A 16,282-nucleotide genomic window follows, 5' to 3' on the forward strand; every position below is an offset into this window, starting at 1 on the left:
CACAGGCGTGGGACGGCCGCGCTTCCCCTTCACACAAAGGGGTGGCCCAGGAACGATTCGCCTGAGGAAACCGGGGCGACTGTGCTGAGCGGGACAGCCGTGGGCAGCTCGGGTTCGACGGGACGGACCAGGCAGGTAGCCTTTCCCCGTGCCCCGTCTGTCTGAAGTCATCGCCGCGCTGGAGAACCTGTGGCCCGCCGAGCGGGCCGAGTCCTGGGACGCGGTCGGCACCGTCGTGGGCGAACCCGACCAGGAGGTCACGCGGGTCCTCTTCGCCGTCGACCCGGTCCAGGAGATCGTCGACGAGGCGGTGAAGCTGGGCGCGGACCTGCTGGTCACCCACCACCCCCTCTACCTGCGCGGTACGACCACCGTGGCGGCCTCGCACTTCAAGGGCCGGGTCGTCCACACCCTCATCAAGAACGACATCGCGCTGCACGTCGCCCACACCAACGCGGACACCGCCGACCCGGGCGTCTCGGACGCGCTCGCCGGCGCGCTCGACCTCCGCGTCGTACGGCCGCTGGTGCCGGACCCGACGGACCCCTCGGGGTGCCGAGGTCTGGGCCGCGTGTGCGAGGTGGACCCCCCGACGACCGTCCGCGAGCTCGCCGCGCGAGCCGCCGCCCGCCTGCCGGCCACCGCCCAGGGCATCCGCGTCGCCGGCGACCCCGAGGCCACCGTCCGCACGGTCGCCGTCAGCGGCGGCTCCGGCGACAGCCTCTTCGACCAGGTCCGCGAGGCCGGCGTCGACGCCTTCCTCACCGCGGACCTGCGCCACCACCCCGTCGCAGAGTTCATCGCGGCTCGCACCCACAGTCCTCTCGCGCTGCTCGACGCGGCGCACTGGGCCACCGAGTGGCCCTGGTGCGAGCTGGCCGCCGCCCAGCTCGACGAGATCTCCGACCGCCACGGCTGGAACCTGCGCGTGCACGTCTCCAAGACGGTCACCGACCCATGGACCAGCCACTCCCCTTCACCTGGAGCCCCCAACTGAACGCCGCGCCCGCCGACCAGATCCGACTCCTCGACGTCCAGGACCTCGACGTCCGCCTCCAGCAGCTCGCCCACAAGCGCCGCTCGCTGCCCGAGCACGCCGAGATCGAGTCGCTCACGAAGGACGCCACCCAGCTGCGCGACCTCCTCGTGGCCGCGCAGACCGAGGCGAGCGACACCGCCCGCGAGCAGACCAAGGCCGAGCAGGACGTGGACCAGGTACGCCAGCGCGCCGCCCGCGACCAGCAGCGCCTGGACTCCGGGGCCGCGACCTCGCCCAAGGACCTGGAGAACCTCCAGCGCGAGATCACCTCCCTCGCCAAGCGCCAGGGAGACCTGGAGGACGTCGTCCTGGAGGTCATGGAGCGTCTGGAGTCCGCCCAGGAGCGGGTGGCCGAGCTGACCGAGCGGGTCGCCTCCGTCCAGTCGAAGATCGAGGACGCCACCGCCCGCCGGGACGCGGCCCTCCAGGTACTCGACGGCGACATCGCCTCCGCGACCAAGGAACGCGAGGTCATCGCGGCCTCCGTCCCTGCCGACCTCCTCAAGCTCTACGACAAGCTCCGCGCGCAGCAGGGCGGCATCGGCGCGGCCAAGCTGTACCAGCGCACCTGCCAGGGCTGCCGCCAGGAGCTCGCCATCACCGACATCAACGAGATCCGCGCGGCCGCGCCGGACACCGTGGTGCGCTGCGAGAACTGCCGCCGCATCCTGGTCCGCACGTCCGAGTCCGGCCTGTAAGGGGCACGGGCGTGCGGGAGTTCATCGTCGAGGCGGACGGCGGCTCGCGGGGCAACCCCGGGCCGGCCGGCTACGGCTCCGTGGTACTGGACGCGGCGACGGGGGAGACGCTGGTCGAGACGTACGAGTACCTCGGCGTCGTGACGAACAACGTCGCCGAGTACCGCGGGCTGCTGGCGGGCCTGCGTGCCGCACACGACCTCGACCCCTCCGCCCGCGTCCACGTCCGCATGGACTCCAAGCTGGTCGTCGAGCAGATGTCGGGCCGCTGGAAGATCAAGCACCCCGACATGAAGCCGCTCGCTCTGGAGGCGGGGAGGATCTTTCCGCCGGAGCGGGTGACGTACGAGTGGATCCCGAGGGAGCAGAACAAACACGCGGACCGGCTGGCGAACGAGGCGATGGACTCGGGGGCGTCGGCGAGTTCGGTACGGAAACTGTCGTCTTCGGCTGCTTCTTCTGGTTCTGCTGTTGATGCCAGGGCTGCGGCTGATGTGCGTGCCGCCAAGGCGGTCGCCAGCCCGGGGTGGGCGCCCGCCGACATGGGGGCTCCGGCCGCCTTCGTGCTTCTGCGCCACGGTGAGACGCCCCTGACCCCCCAGAAGCGGTTCTCGGGAAGTGGCGGTACCGATCCGTCCCTGTCCGACATCGGCAGGGAACAGGCCAGGAGAGCCGCCGAAGCCCTGGCCGAGCGGGGCACAATCCAGCACATCCTCGCCTCGCCGCTCACCCGGACCAGGCAGACCGCCGCCGCCGTGGCGGAGCGTCTGGGCATCGAGGTCACCGTCGAGGACGGCCTGATCGAGACCGACTTCGGCGCCTGGGAGGGCCTCACCTTCGGCGAGGTGCGCGAGCGCTACCCGGACGACCTCACCACCTGGCTGTCCGACCCGGAGGCCGAACCCACCGGCGGCGGAGAGAGCTTCGCGGCCACGGCGACCCGGATCGCGGCGACGAGGGACAAGCTCGTGGCGGCGTACGCGGGCCGTACGGTCCTGCTCGTCACCCACGTCACCCCGATCAAGACGTTCGTACGCCTCGCGCTGGGCGCCCCGCCCGAGTCCCTGTTCCGCATGGAACTCTCGGCGGCGTCCATGTCGGTGGTCGCGTACTACGCCGACGGCAACGCGAGCGTACGGCTCCTCAACGACACGTCACACCTGCGTCCGTAGTCCCGTCGCCGCGCGGGCCAGCTTCTCGACCCGTGCCCAGTCCCGTGCGGCGATCGCATCGGCCGGGAGCATCCAAGTTCCGCCCACGCAACCGACGTTGGGCAGCGACAGGTACTCGTGGGCGTTCTCGGCCCCGATCCCTCCCGTCGGACAGAACCGCGCCTGCGGCAACGGCCCCGACAGGGACTTCAGATACGCCGTCCCGCCGGCAGCCTCCGCCGGGAAGAACTTCATCTCCGTCACACCCCGCTCCAGCAGCGCCACGACCTCCGAAGTCGTCGACACCCCCGGCAGGAACGGCACCCCGGACCCCCGCATCGCAGACAGGACTACGTCCGTCCAGCCCGGGCTGACGAGAAAGCGCGCACCGGCGGCCACCGACTCCCTCACCTGCTCCGGCGTGATGACGGTCCCGGCCCCGACCACGGCCTCCGGCACCTCCCCGGCGATCGCCCGGATCGCGTCGAGCGCGACGGGCGTCCGCAGGGTCACCTCGATCGCGGACAGCCCGCCGGCGACCAGTGCCCGGGCGAGCGGTACGGCGTCGGAGGCGTCCTCGATGACGACCACGGGCACGACGGGGGCGAGGTCCAGGAGCGAGAGGGCCATGGCGTCATCCTGCCCGCGGTGTGCAGCATGCGCAAAGGTCGTTGCGCATGCTGCAATTCACTGTCCGGTGGCGGTGGCGGTGGCGGTGGCGGTGGCGGTGGCGGTGACGTGGCGGTGGCGGCTCAGTGAACCTCGTCCACCAGCACATCCAGCGACCAGGCCTGCCCCGCCTTCGCGGGCGCCGACACCTCCACCACGTACCCGAGCTCCCGCAGCACCTCGACCAACTCGGCGGGCCCGTTCGGCGTGACCCCGGCCGACAGCAGACTCCGCACCATCCGCCCCTTCGTCGCCTTGTTGAAGTGGCTGACGACCTTCCGGGTCGGCGCGTGCAGCACCCGTACGGTCGCCGTCCGCCCCGCGACCTCACCCTTCGGCTTCCACGCGGCCGCGTAGGCGGAGGAGCGAAGATCGAGCACGAGCCCCTTCCCGGCGGCCTCGGTGAGGACGGAGGCCATCGGCGCACGCCAGTGCGTACCCAGCGCCCCGAGCCCCGGCAGCCGCACCCCCATCGAGCAGCGGTACGACGGAATCCGGTCGGTCACCCGGACCGCTCCCCACAGCCCCGAGAACACGAGCAGCGAACGCCCGGCACGCCTCTTCGCGGCCGTATCCAGAGACGCCAGGTCGAGGGCGTCGTAGAGCACGCCCGTGTAGATCTCCCCGGCGGGCCGCGCCCCCGCGGTCCTCAGCTCGACGTTCTTCGCGACCTCGCCGGCCAGCCCCTCGCTCAGCCCCAGCACTTCCCGCGCCTTCTGCTCGTCGCCGGCGCACAGCTCGACGAGCGCGTCGAGAACCGCCTCGCGGCTCTCGTTGAGCCCCGGCAGCGACAGCGACTCCAGCTTCAGCGGGGCGCCACGACCGGAGGACGCCTTGCCTTCGGAGGGAGGCAGCAGGACAAGCACGGAACGTCTCCTTCTGTTGAGCTCCCGGACAGCGTACGGGGCCCGATCTGCTTACCCTCGCTGTATGCCCCGCCGTCGCATCCGCGTGACCGGCGCCTCGCTCCGGACCGCCTTCACCGCCCTGCGCACCGATCTCGGCGTGCCGTCCGACTTCCCGCCCGAGGTGACGGCGGAGGCGCGACGGGCGCCTGTGCCGAAGGGGTACGAGGACGCCACCGACCTCCCCCTCTTCACCATCGACCCGCCCGCCTCCACCGACCTCGACCAGGCGATGTACCTCTCCCGGCAGGGCACCGGCTACCGCCTCCGGTACGCCATCGCCGACGTCGCCGCCTTCGTCGTCCCGGGCGGCTCCCTCGACACGGAGGCGCACCGGCGGGTGATGACCCTGTACTTCCCGGACACCCGCGTTCCGCTCCACCCGCCGGTGCTGAGCGAGGGCGCCGCGAGCCTCCTCCCGGACCAGGTCCGCCCGGCCGCGCTGTGGACGATCGACCTCGACGCGGAAGGCCGTACGACCGCGGCCGACGTCCGCCGGGCCCTGGTCCGCAGCCGGGCCAAGCTGGATTACGAGGGCGTGCAGCGAGCGATCGACTCCGGCACGGCCGAGGAGCCGCTGGAGTTGCTTCGCGTCGTCGGCGAGCTGCGGGAGCGGCTGGAGGTCGAGCGCGGCGGGATCTCCCTGAGAACCCCCGAGCAGGAGATAGTCGAACGCGACGGCACGTACGAACTGTCGTACCGCGCTCCGCTGCCCGCCGACGGCTGGAACGCCCAGATCTCCCTGCTCACGGGCATGGCGGCGGCTGACCTGATGCTCGGATACGGCACGGGAGTGCTTCGCACCCTGCCCGCCGCCCCGGACGGCGCGGTGGGACGGTTGCGCCGTACAGCGCACGCCCTGCACATCGACTGGCCGCACCATGTGTCGTACGCGGCGCTGGTGCGCTCCCTGGACCCGCGGATCCCCCACCACGCGGCCTTCCTCCAGGAGTGCACGACGCTGCTGCGGGGCGCGGGCTACACGGTCTTCCGCGACGGCATCCTGCCCTCCCTCACCACCCACGCCGCGGTCGCCGCCCCCTACGCCCACTGCACGGCCCCGCTGCGGCGCCTGGTCGACCGGTACGCGTCGGAGATCTGCCTGGCCGCGGTGGCGGGTGCGCCCGTACCGGACTGGGTGCTCGAGGCTCTCGATGCGCTGCCTCGCGAGATGGCCGAGGGCGGTCGGCTCGCTGCCAAGGCGGAGCGCGAGTGCGTCGACCTCGTCGAGGCGGCTCTGCTGAAGGACCGGGTGGGGGAGGTGTTCGACGGCTGTGTGGTGGACGTCGACGAAGACCGACCGACGGTGGGGACCGTGCAACTGGAGACGCCGGCGGTCATGGGCCGGATCGACGGGGAGGATCTGCCGCTGTCTCTGGGCGAACGCCTCAGGGTGAAGGTCGTTCAGTCGGATCCGGGAACCTCGAAGGTGCGGTTCGCGCCCGCTTGATCGCAGGCCGGTGGGTGAGGGCGGCGTCGGTGACTGACGTCGCTCATCCTCATGTGCCACGATCGAGGGAACGGTTCCCGATCTCTCGGACAGGTGATCTTCCGATGTCCCAGTCTGGCGAGCGACAGAAGGAGGGGCGTGACATGACTGCCGTGGCTCATGAGCCGCTCACGCCGGCTGAGGGACTGCTGGAGATCTTCCTGGCCCTCGATACCCCGGAGGGCTTCCGGGCCGAGCTGATCGAGGGGGAGATCGTTGTGACGCCGCCGCCGGACGGGGAGCACGAGAAGTACATCAGCAGGCTCGTAAGGCAAGTGATCAAACAGTCCCGGACGGACATGGACTTCTCGGGGAACAAGGGTCTCCTACTGAAGAGCGGCGAGGCCTGTCCGAAGAATCACGTGGTTCCGGACGTCACGTTCGCGCCCCTTGACCTCGACCTATTCGCGCATGCCGGATCCTGGATGCGTTGCAACGGTGTCGCCATGGTCTTGGAAGTGACGTCCACGAAGCCCCAGGCAGACCGTGAGGCCAAGCGCCGCTGTTACGCGCGCGGAGGCATCCCCCTCTACCTCCTCGTCGACCGGGAGGCAGCCTCGGTCACGCTGTTCGGCGAGCCGGAGAAAGACGACTACCGAGAACACTGCACCCGCCCCTTCGGCAAGTCACTCACTCTCCCCGACCCCTTCTCCTTCGACCTGGAGACCGCGGACTTTCTCTGACCGCCACGGCGTTGCACTCTCTGAGCAGGACGGACAGGGGGACGGACCGTGGCGGAAGAGGCACTGTGGACCAGGACGCGGCTGGGCCGTTGCGGCCCCCCGCTCGACCTCCTGACCGCCCGCTTCGACAAGCACATCTACGCCCCGCACGCTCACGACGAGTACACGATCGGCGTCTGTGTGGGCGGCTTGGAACTCATCGACTACCGCGGCGGTCACATCCGCACGGGCCCGGGTTCGATCGTGGTGCTGGCCCCGGGCGAGATGCACACGGGCGGCCCGGGAAACACGACCGACGGCTACGCGTACCGCGCCCTGTACGCGGCACCGACCCTGCTGGCGGACGGTTCCGCGGAGACCCCGCATTTCCGCGAGCCACTCCTCGACGACCCGGAACTGGCCGCAGCCCTCCTCTCCGCCCACTCCGAACTCAGCGTCTGCCCGGACCCGTTGGAGACGGAGTCCCGCCTCCCCTGGCTCCTGACGGCCCTGACCGGCCGCCACTCCACGTCCCGCGTGACGACCTGTGTGATCCCGGGCGCGCAGGCCGTGGCGAGAGCGGTACGCGACCGCCTGGCGGACGAGTTGCAGTCACCCCCGTCCCTCTCCGACCTGGCCACCGACCTGGGCCTGTCCCGCTACCAACTCCTCAGAGCCTTCCGTACGACGATGGGGGTGCCGCCGTACGCCTGGTTGGCCCAGTACCGGGTCGGCAGGGCCCGAACCCTGCTGGAGTCCGGCCGGCGCCCGTCCGAGGTGGCCGCTCTGGTCGGCTTCGCGGACCAGGCACACCTGACGCGCTGGTTCCGCAGGGTGCTCGGGGTGACCCCGGCGGCGTACCGCAACAGCGTTCAAGACGCGGGCCGCTGACGCGCCGAGGATGGCCGCATGACTGCACGCGGCTGGTTCCTGTTCTCCCTGATGGGAGTGGTCTGGGGCATCCCCTACCTACTGATCAAGGTGGCGGTGGACGCCCCGCTGTCCCCGTCGATGGTGGTGTTCACGCGCTGCGCGCTGGGCGCGGCCCTGCTCCTGCCCTTCGCGATACGGCAGGGCGGCCTGCCCGCCACAGTTCGAACCCACTGGCGCCCGATGCTGGCCTTCGCGTGCATCGAGATCATCGGCCCCTGGTGGACCCTGACCGACGCGGAACGCCACCTGTCCAGCTCGACAGCGGGCCTGCTGATCGCGGGCGTCCCGATCGTGGGAGTGGCCCTGGCCCGTTTCTTCGGCGAGACGGAGAGGCTGGGAGTGCGGCGCGTCGTCGGGCTCGGCCTGGGCCTGGCCGGCGTAGGAGTCCTCACGGTCCCGCACCTGACAGGCGGGGACGCCCGCTCCCTGGCCGAGGTGCTGATAACGGTGATCGGCTACGCGACGGCCCCCTTGATCGCCGCGCGCTACCTCAAAGACATCCCCACCCTCCAGCTCATCGCCCCCTGCCTGGCCCTCGCGGCCCTGGTCTACGCCCCGGCGGCGGCGATGACCTGGCCGTCGGCGATGCCCTCTGCCTCGGTCCTGGCCGCGCTGGCCACCCTGGGCGTGGTCTGCACCGCGATCGCCTTCGTGGCCTTCCTGGAGCTGATCAAGGAGGCGGGCCCGACCAGGGCAACCGTCTTCACGTACGTCAACCCGGCGGTAGCGGTGGCAGCGGGCGCGATCTTCCTCTCCGAGCCACTGACGGCGACCATCGTCGTGGCCTTCACCCTGATCCTGGCGGGCTCGGTACTGGCGACCGCGTCCGGTGCGGAGGCCGCCGCCCGCCCGGCGCTGGGTCACCCGAGGGGCGAGGCCGCGGACGGGCCCCGGCCGGACAGAGGCGGGGCGCGCGCCCGGTAACATGGTCGACACGGCAGACGAGCCGGGCGGACGGCCGCGTGAAGTCCCTCAGGGGGCTTCCCGAGGAACGTCCGGGCTCCACAGGGCAGGGTGATGGCTAACGGCCACCCGGGGTGACCCGCGGGAAAGTGCCACAGAAAACAAACCGCCGGGGACTTCGGTCCTCGGTAAGGGTGAAACGGTGGTGTAAGAGACCACCAGTGCCCAGGGCGACCTGAGCAGCTAGGTAAACCCCACCCGGAGCAAGGTCAAAAGGAGCGCTGTAATAGGCACTCTGCGGGGACGTTCGAGGGCTGCCCGCCCGAGTCCCCGGGTAGACCGCACGAGACCGGCGGCAACGCCGGTCCTAGATGGATGGCCGTCTCCCCGACCGCCGCGAGGCGGCCGGGCGACAGAACCCGGCGTACAGCCCGACTCGTCTGCCGCTACCTGCGGTTTTGCCTTGGAAAGGGCCTCTGATCTGGGACGGAGGGCCTTTCCGGTCTTTCAACGGCTTGCCGTGTTAGGCGGCGGAAAGTCCCTCAGAAGTCCCTCGGACAGCACTGAAAGTCCCTGAAAAGTCCCTGGCGCAGAGATGCGGGGGACGCTTCTGACCTGGGGCAGGCCGTAGTTCCGTCGGTCTCGGCGCGCGGCACTGCGATCGTCCCGTGAGGCGGGAACCGATGTCGCTTACAGCGTGGACTCGAATGTGGCGGCAGCGGCCCTGCCGGACTCGCTGCGGGCCGCCGTGCCCGCTGCCCTGGCTGCTGGCGTTGTCGGGAAGCCCGGGACCGCGGTGGTGGCTTGCCCCCAGCTCGCGCCCGCATTGAAGGAGACCTGCCCGATACCGGACCGAGCGGCTTGGAACAACAGCCTCAGCCCGGTTCACGGAGGGCGACTGGCCTCGTCCGCCGCTTCACGGTGATCCCCCTCCAGACCGGTGCGGGAGGCAGCCCCTCCGCCCTTTACCATCCAGGCCCGAGGTGCACGCGAGTCCTTGGAGGATGAATATGAAGGGTGTCGGATCCGCACTTCAGGCATATAGATGGTTAAAGCGAACTTCGCGGCACGCAGGGCTTCCCTGGCTCAACCAGCGTGCTCGGCCAGGCGGCCAGGCACCACAACCGCAGCTCGTCGAGCACCTCCGTGGCGTCCATGTCGAGGCTTTGTTCCCCCTTCAATAGCCAGGTTGTCTCGCCAGTGGTGATCTATGAAGGCGTCGAAAGCTGCTGCCGCACTCGGTATCGCCGTCAGCCTCGGTCTCGGGGGCTGTACCCAGCACGCCGGCACCTCCCCGTCCTCGCCCCCGGCTACCTCCAGACCGCCACCCCCACCGTCCAGCACCCCGGCAACGCCCTCGACGCCAGCAACGCCTTCGACGGCGTCGGCTCCGACAACAGCTCCCAGCAGCAGTCCGGCGGATCCTGCGTCTGTCATCGAGAGCTTCTACGCCGCGATCAACGCCCATGACTACCAGCGGGCATGGGATCTAGGGGGAAGCAACCTCGGTCGGCCTTACGCCGACTTCGCGGGAGGCTTCGCCGACACCGCTGCCGATGTGATCAGCATCGACAACGTGAACGGCAACGAGGTCGACGTCCATCTCCACGCCGTGCACACCGATGGAAGCACCGCCGACTACGCCGGTTCATACGTCGTCGAGAACGGGACGATCACCCACGGCTCCCTGCACCTTGTGGCGACGAGCGGAGCGACGCACACTCCGGTGCCCACCACGCCGAGCGGCCCGGCAGGAGCTCTCAATCCGGCCGTAACGCATTCCACGATCCACTCGACTATCTGCGTGCCGGGCTGGACGGCGACGATTCGGCCGCCGGTCGACGAGACCGAGCATCTGAAGAAGCAGCAGCTCGCGGAGTCCAGTACGGCGGACAAGGACCCCTCGCACTACGAGGAAGACCACATCGTCCCCCTGGAACTGGGCGGAGCCCCTTCCGACCCGGCAAATCTGCGCCCGGTACGGCTCTCCCAGGCGCGTACGGATGACCAGTTGGAGAACTCCCTGCACCGTGACGTGTGCGACGGAAGCATGACGCTCACAGCCGCCCAGTCCCGGATCGAGCAGGCGAAAGCCGCGGAAGCATTGCCATGATCGACTCGGCCTCGCCGACGGAGCCACCGAGTCGAAATTGGGGATGCCCCTGCTTGGGTCCTTGGCCCCGCCTGGCTATCACAGGTGAGCAGTCCACAGATGCCGTGGGCCTTCCGGGGGCCCCTAGTACGCGCAACATCGGATGACCGCATGGCTCGCGGTCGATGAGGACCTGGATGGGGGGACGTTGCGGGCAAAGTAGTCGGCCTTCTTGTCGGCGGCGTGGCCATCTGCCGCGGACGCGGCGTCGGCGATGTGCCGCTGAGTTTGTGAAATCCCAGGACGGCGTCCACCGTCACCACCGCCTACCGTTTCGGCCGGCCGCGTATGGCGAGAGCAGCAAGACCGAGGAGAACGGGCTCGATGAGGCGGGAAGTCATCTCGGTGTAGGTGCCGGCAGTGGTGAGGTCTTGGCCGGAGGAGCGGAAGACGACCGAATTGATGACGACCCGGAGGGACTTGTCGAAGCGTGCGGTCGATAGCCGCTCGTGGTACGGCCCCTGCGGGTTGACGGGCTGGGGTGTGTCGGTGGTCATCGTGATGTTGTGGCCGTTCACGATGCCCGTCGTCTCGGGTTTCGGGGTGTCCTGCGGCAGGCCCCAGAGCATCATTGCCAGCACGGCGGCGGTCAGGGCCGCCAGCAGCTAGCCCAGCGCGCGGGATGCCCGTAGGCCATAGCCGGACAGCGCCCAGTACAGGGCAAGCAGGGCGCGTTCGGACCACGGTGATCGCAGAGAGCACTGCGCTCAGGAGTTCGCCGGTGATGCGGGTGCCGCAGTGGTCGATATGCGCGCCGGGCTGTAGGTCGGCCAGATATGACGAGCGGTCACCGGGGTTGAGGTGTTCCAGGCATGCGGTGTACGGCTCGACGCTGCGACCCCAGCAGCCGGCCCCACCCGGAGAGGCACCGTGTCCGCAGTACGGCCATTCAGGTGCCTCGACAGGTGTGCGGCCGGATGAGGTGGTCGTCATGTTTCCTGGTGACGCGCAGCCGTAAGGGACTGGTTGCACTGACCCCGAGCGACATCGCCTCACTGACCCTGTTTCATCCTGGGGTCTGAGGAGTGAAACGGGCTGGTCGATGGGGTGACGTGGCGAAGCCCCTCGTCGTTGGTGTGGTGATCTCATCAACACGCCGACGGCCGGGGGGCTTCGTTGGTTCCGTATCCATCCACGCTCGACATCCCGCACGAGCTGGTCGAGCATGTCTCCTGGCTCATCTACACCCCGAAGGCGTGAACTTCGCTCGGCGTGGCGGAAGTTGAGCTGCTTCAAGCAAGCCCTGCTGCAACGCCGCCACCGGCAAGAAGCCCACCCTTTTCCGCCCGCCCTACGGCGCGATCAACTCCACGGTCCGCTCCGCCACCGGGCTGTCCCCGGTGCGGTGGGACGTGGACACCGAGGACTGAAAGTACCGCGACGCCGCCACGGTCGCCCAGACTTTGATCGACAAGGCGCAGCGCAACGACGTCGTCCTGATGCACGACATCCACCCCACCTCCGTCGCGGCCGTCCCGCAGATCCTGCGCACGCTGACCGCACGCTGACCGCGCGCGGATTCCACTTCGCCACCGTCAGGCACCTGCGCGCCACGTTCTGACCGGCCGCCACGCCGACTGACACCCCCAACAGCGAAGCCCGGCAGGATCCTTGCTGAAGACATGGCCGCTCCAGCATCTGGTGCACCGGCCGGTTGACCGCAAGGTCGGCGGGCCGCGAAACTATCGGGGCGTTTGCGGGCCGCAGCCGGCAGGTCTGGTGACTCGCCGGTTCTGTCGAGGGAGCACAGCGGCGGGTGGTGGCCGAAGCTGTGGTTGAGAGCCGCGCGCTCCTCCTCGGAGTGGGCAGGTGACCGGGTCGCGTCGATTTCCAGTACCGCGCCCGGCAGTTCGTGTCCGCATGCCCGGGGAGCCGGTATGCGGCGGGACCGACTGCCCCGCAACCGTCGGCCCATACGACGAGCTTGCGATGCAACAACTCCCGTCCTGTGTTCAACCGCTGCGCTGCGTCGGTTGAACGGCGCCGGCCCGCAGAGCTGCGGTTTGTCTTGAGAGTGCCGGCGGCACATCGGATCCGAACCCGAAGCGAATGCGTTACCGACCCTCCCTGCTCGATGGATTGATCGCGAAGAGCGGCCTTGTTGGACAGTTCCAGTGAGAACTTGCGATGCTTCGGCAGGTCTGGGTGCTCAATCCTGGAAAGGACTACAGGCCATGAACCCGTTCGAAGATCCCGACAGCAACTATCTGGTCCTTGTCAATGATGAGGGTCAGCACTCGCTCTGGCCGGTCTTCGCCGATGTGCCCGAGGGATGGGAAACCGTATTCGGTGAGGCAGGGCGCCAGGAATGCCTCGACTACATCGAGACGAACTGGACCGACCTGCGGCCGAAGAGCCTGATTCGTGCCATGGAGCAGAATCGGACCTGAGTGCGCCCCGACCTGCCGGTGTCTGTGGATTGGAGTGGGGAAGCGATGATGTCTGCTTCAAGTGGGCAGGGTGGCACGACCGCAGTGGAGAATATCGTCATCGTCGGTGGTGGTACGGCGGGTTGGATGACGGCTGCGTACCTGACCGCCGCTTTCGGTGACCGGGTGAAGATCACGTTGGTGGAATCCGCAGACGTCGGCACGATCGGCGTGGGAGAAGCCACGTTCAGCGATATCAGGCATTTCTTCGAGTTCCTCGGCCTGGCCGAACGCGACTGGATGCCTGCGTGCAATGCCACGTACAAGCTGGCCGTCCGATTCGAGAACTGGCGCGAGCCGGGTCACCATTTCTACCACCCGTTCGAGCAACTGCAGTCGGTCAAGGGATTTCCCCTCACCGACTGGTGGCTGCGCTACCCCACAACCAGCCGCTTCGACGTCGACTGCTTCGTCATGGCATCGCTGTGCGACGCCGGGCGCAGCCCGCGGTATCTCAACGGCGTGCTGCTGGAACAGGAATTCGTGGAGCATGAGGAAAGCCCGTCCACGATCGCCCAGTATCAAGGCGCGCAGTTTCCGTACGCGTACCACTTCGAGGCGCACCTGCTGGCCAGATATCTCACGAAGTACGCCACGCTCCGCGGTGTCAGGCACGTGGTCGACAATGTGCTGGACGTCGGGCTCGACGAACGTGGCTGGGTGTCGCACGTCGAGACCGCCGAGCACGGCCGGCTCGGCGGCGACCTCTTCATCGACTGCACCGGATTCCGGGCGCTGCTGCTCAACAAGGCACTGGGCGAGCCGTTCGAGTCCTACCAGGACACCCTGCCCAACGACAGCGCGGTCGCGCTGCAAGTACCGCTCGAAATGGACAAGGAACCGATCCGGCCCTGCACCACGGCCACGGCCCAGGACGCCGGATGGATCTGGACCATCCCGCTGATCAGCCGAATAGGCACCGGCTACGTCTACTCAAGTGAGTATCTCGAGCCGGAAGACGCCGAGCGCACGCTCCGTGAGTTCGTGGGCCCGGCAGCGGATGACGCGACCGCCAACCACATCAGGATGCGGATCGGGCGCAGCCGACGGTCCTGGGTGAACAACTGCGTGGCCATCGGACTCTCCAGCGGCTTCGTCGAACCGCTCGAGTCGACCGGAATCTTCTTCATCCACTACGCGATCGAGCAGCTCGTCAAGTACTACCCCGCGGCGGACTGGGACTCCTCGCTGCGCGAGCAGTACAACAACGCGGTCATGAACGTCATGGACGGTGTGCGGGAGTTCCTCGTTCTGCACTACCGCAGGGCGAAGCGGCAGGACAACCAGTACTGGCGGGACACCAACACCAGGGTCGTCCCCGACTCGCTGGCCGAACGCCTCGAGCTGTGGGAGAGCAAAGTTCCGGACAGCGGCACGGTGTACCCGCGCTATCACGGTCTGCCGCCCTACTCGTACAACTGCATCCTGCTCGGCACCGGCGGAATCAAGGTCAGGCCCTCGCCTGCTCTCGACCTGGTCGACGAGAAGGCTGCGCTGGCGGAATTCCAGTCGATCCGAGACAAGGCTCGCACGCTGGTGCAGAAACTGCCGACGCAAAACGAGTACTTCAAGAAGATGAGAGATGGACAGTGACTTTCGCGACATGATGTCGTCGTTCCCGACGGGCGTATCCGTGGTCACGGCCCAGGAACGCGGAACGGCACCCTACGGCATGACGTGTTCCGCACTCTGCAGCCTCAGCGTGAATCCGCCGTCCCTGCTCATCTGCCTTCGTACCGAGAGCCCGACTCTGCGGGCGGTCGTGGACAGCGGTGCATTCGCGGTGAATCTGCTGCACGGTGAGGCGGAGTGGGTGGCCGCGCTGTTCGCCTCGGGAGCGCCGGACCGGTTCGACCGGGTGACGTGGCGGCCGTCCCGCCACACAAACAGTCCGGCCCTCGTCGATGCGGCACACGCCATCGCGGAGTGCACCGTCGACCGTGCCCATCCTGCCGGGGACCATGTGATCGTCGTCGGGGCGGTGCGCTCCGTCGAGCGCTTCCGCCAGGAAAGTGCCCTGCTGTACGGCTTCCGGCGCTACAACGAGTGGTCGCAGACAGAGCCGGCAGCACGTCGATGACCGAACACCGGGCGCCTGCTCGTCCCGGGTGTGCCTCTGCACCGTCCGCCAGGCGCCCTCACGGAATGGATGTCGCCCGTTATGCACACGGCCGTTGTGATCGGCACAGGGCTGATCGGCACATCTGTGGCGCTGGCGCTCAGCGCGCGAGACGTGGAGGTGTACCTCCGGGACAGCGACCCGGCCGCTGTGCGCACGGCGGCGGCCCTGGGCGCCGGAACCATGGCGCAGCCGGCGGGCACGGTGGATCTGGCGATCGTGGCCGTCCCGCCGGGGCTGGTCGGACCCGTGCTGGCCGATGCCCAGAAAGAGGGGACGGCGCGGCACTACACCGACGTCGCCAGCGTGAAAGGAGGGCCGCTGCACGACATCGTCGCCCTCGACTGCGACACCCGCCGTTACATCGGCGGCCATCCGATGGCCGGAGCGGAACGCGCGGGCCCGCTGGCAGCGCGGGCGGATCTTTTCGAAGGACGTGTCTGGGCGCTCACACCGACCGCTGACACAGACACGGACACGCTCAACATGGCGCTCGAACTCGTCGCGTTGTGCGCTGCCGTGCCGACTGTGATCGAGGCCGGCGTGCACGACAGGGCGGTGGGACTCGTGTCGCACATGCCCCATCTCGTGGCGAGTCTGGTGGCGATGCGGTTGGAGCACGCCGACGAACGGGCCGTCCGACTGGCCGGGCCGGGCATCCGTGACGTCACTCGGATCGCAGCCGCCGAGACTCGGCTGTGGGTGGACATTCTGAGTGCCAACGCTGCAGTGGTGGCGGACATACTGGACGAACTGGCCGCGGACCTCGACCATGCCGTCGCGGGCCTGCGCGCGATGGCCGCGACGGACGAGCACAAGCGCAGCGGCGGCGCACGCACCGTCGAGAGCCTGCTGCGGAGAGGGAGGACGGGACGTGCCCGTATTCCCGGCAAGCACGGGTCCCGCCCGACGCGGTACGAAGAGGTCGGGGTGCTGATCGGTGATCAACCCGGCGAGCTGGCCAAGCTGTTCATGGATGCCAGTGGCGCCGGCGTGAACATCGAGGACGTACATCTGGAGCATTCGACCGGCAAGCCGACAGGTGTGGTGAGAGTGAGTGTGTCCCAGGGCGGCTCCGCCGCTCTGGAGGAGACGCTCCGGGGGCGGGGCTGGCGGTTACAGTGAGTGTCGAT

14 protein-coding genes, 1 other RNA gene and 2 pseudogenes are annotated in these 16,282 nt (G+C 68.8%); 14 read left to right on the top strand and 3 right to left on the bottom strand.

Features of this window, described 5'->3' with window-relative positions:
- The first annotated feature begins 148 nt into the window (after positions 1–148).
- The 3 genes from ACFVYN_RS26005 to ACFVYN_RS26015 are packed head-to-tail and all read left to right on the top strand — an operon-like array spanning position 149 to position 2,909.
- Positions 149–997, top strand: a complete 849-nt coding sequence (locus ACFVYN_RS26005) for a Nif3-like dinuclear metal center hexameric protein (protein ID WP_390002313.1) — start codon at positions 149–151, stop codon at positions 995–997.
- On the top strand, positions 994–1,737 hold the full coding sequence (locus tag ACFVYN_RS26010) for a zinc ribbon domain-containing protein (RefSeq protein ID WP_390002359.1): 744 nt from the start codon (positions 994–996) through the stop codon (positions 1,735–1,737). The genes ACFVYN_RS26005 and ACFVYN_RS26010 overlap by 4 nt, the downstream gene beginning before the upstream one ends.
- An 11-nt stretch (positions 1,738–1,748) precedes the next feature.
- Entirely contained in the window at positions 1,749–2,909 is a 1,161-nt protein-coding gene (locus tag ACFVYN_RS26015; RefSeq protein ID WP_390002315.1) for a bifunctional RNase H/acid phosphatase, read from the top strand.
- Here the strand turns inward: ACFVYN_RS26015 and ACFVYN_RS26020 are convergent.
- Positions 2,892–3,518, bottom strand: a complete 627-nt coding sequence (locus tag ACFVYN_RS26020; RefSeq protein ID WP_390002317.1) for a bifunctional 4-hydroxy-2-oxoglutarate aldolase/2-dehydro-3-deoxy-phosphogluconate aldolase — start codon at positions 3,516–3,518, stop codon at positions 2,892–2,894. The two genes, ACFVYN_RS26015 and ACFVYN_RS26020, sit on opposite strands and share 18 nt — an antisense overlap.
- Before the next feature lie 122 nt (positions 3,519–3,640).
- On the bottom strand, positions 3,641–4,423 hold the full coding sequence (gene yaaA / locus ACFVYN_RS26025) for a peroxide stress protein YaaA (protein ID WP_390002318.1): 783 nt from the start codon (positions 4,421–4,423) through the stop codon (positions 3,641–3,643).
- A gap of 64 nt (positions 4,424–4,487) precedes the next feature.
- On the opposite strand from yaaA, the gene ACFVYN_RS26030 reads away from it, so the two are divergent.
- The 6 genes from ACFVYN_RS26030 to ACFVYN_RS26055 all read left to right on the top strand — a co-directional run bounded on the left by ACFVYN_RS26030 (position 4,488) and on the right by ACFVYN_RS26055 (position 10,562).
- Positions 4,488–5,912, top strand: coding sequence for an RNB domain-containing ribonuclease (locus ACFVYN_RS26030; RefSeq protein ID WP_390002319.1), 1,425 nt, complete (start codon positions 4,488–4,490; stop codon positions 5,910–5,912).
- Between the two features lie 143 nt (positions 5,913–6,055).
- Complete coding sequence (locus ACFVYN_RS26035) at positions 6,056–6,634, top strand: Uma2 family endonuclease (protein ID WP_390002321.1); 579 nt, start codon at positions 6,056–6,058, stop codon at positions 6,632–6,634.
- 48 nt (positions 6,635–6,682) lie between these two features.
- Positions 6,683–7,504, top strand: coding sequence for a helix-turn-helix domain-containing protein (locus ACFVYN_RS26040; protein ID WP_390002323.1), 822 nt, complete (start codon positions 6,683–6,685; stop codon positions 7,502–7,504).
- A gap of 18 nt (positions 7,505–7,522) precedes the next feature.
- Positions 7,523–8,470 carry a DMT family transporter gene (locus tag ACFVYN_RS26045; protein WP_390002324.1) on the top strand — a complete coding sequence of 316 codons (948 nt, stop codon included), beginning with the start codon at positions 7,523–7,525 and terminating at the stop codon, positions 8,468–8,470.
- 18 nt (positions 8,471–8,488) lie between these two features.
- An RNA gene (gene rnpB / locus ACFVYN_RS26050) (RNase P RNA component class A) lies at positions 8,489–8,892 on the top strand.
- A gap of 1,115 nt (positions 8,893–10,007) precedes the next feature.
- Entirely contained in the window at positions 10,008–10,562 is a 555-nt protein-coding gene (locus tag ACFVYN_RS26055; RefSeq protein ID WP_390002326.1) for a hypothetical protein, read from the top strand.
- A 305-nt stretch (positions 10,563–10,867) separates the two neighbouring features.
- On the opposite strand, the pseudogene ACFVYN_RS26060 reads toward ACFVYN_RS26055, so the two are convergent.
- A pseudogene (locus tag ACFVYN_RS26060) lies at positions 10,868–11,287 on the bottom strand (pentapeptide repeat-containing protein); the annotation flags it as partial.
- A 561-nt stretch (positions 11,288–11,848) separates the two neighbouring features.
- Between ACFVYN_RS26060 and ACFVYN_RS26065 the strand changes: the two are divergent.
- The 5 genes and pseudogenes from ACFVYN_RS26065 to ACFVYN_RS26085 form a co-directional block, all read left to right on the top strand.
- Positions 11,849–11,971, top strand: a pseudogene (locus tag ACFVYN_RS26065) (polysaccharide deacetylase family protein); the annotation flags it as partial.
- 804 nt (positions 11,972–12,775) lie between these two features.
- Entirely contained in the window at positions 12,776–12,991 is a 216-nt protein-coding gene (locus ACFVYN_RS26070) for an MbtH family protein (RefSeq protein ID WP_275770380.1), read from the top strand.
- Between the two features lie 84 nt (positions 12,992–13,075).
- Positions 13,076–14,623 (top strand): tryptophan halogenase family protein, encoded by a 1,548-nt coding sequence (locus ACFVYN_RS26075; protein WP_390002328.1) that lies wholly within the window; start codon positions 13,076–13,078, stop codon positions 14,621–14,623.
- A gap of 13 nt (positions 14,624–14,636) precedes the next feature.
- Complete coding sequence (locus ACFVYN_RS26080; protein ID WP_390002360.1) at positions 14,637–15,110, top strand: flavin reductase family protein; 474 nt, start codon at positions 14,637–14,639, stop codon at positions 15,108–15,110.
- Between the two features lie 81 nt (positions 15,111–15,191).
- Positions 15,192–16,274: a prephenate dehydrogenase gene (locus ACFVYN_RS26085; protein ID WP_390002362.1), complete on the top strand. Its 1,083-nt coding sequence runs from the start codon at positions 15,192–15,194 to the stop codon at positions 16,272–16,274.
- The last annotated feature ends 8 nt before the right edge of the window (positions 16,275–16,282 follow it).

This window comes from Streptomyces sp. NPDC058307 (assembly GCF_042880295.1).
GTDB lineage: Bacteria > Actinomycetota > Actinomycetes > Streptomycetales > Streptomycetaceae > Streptomyces.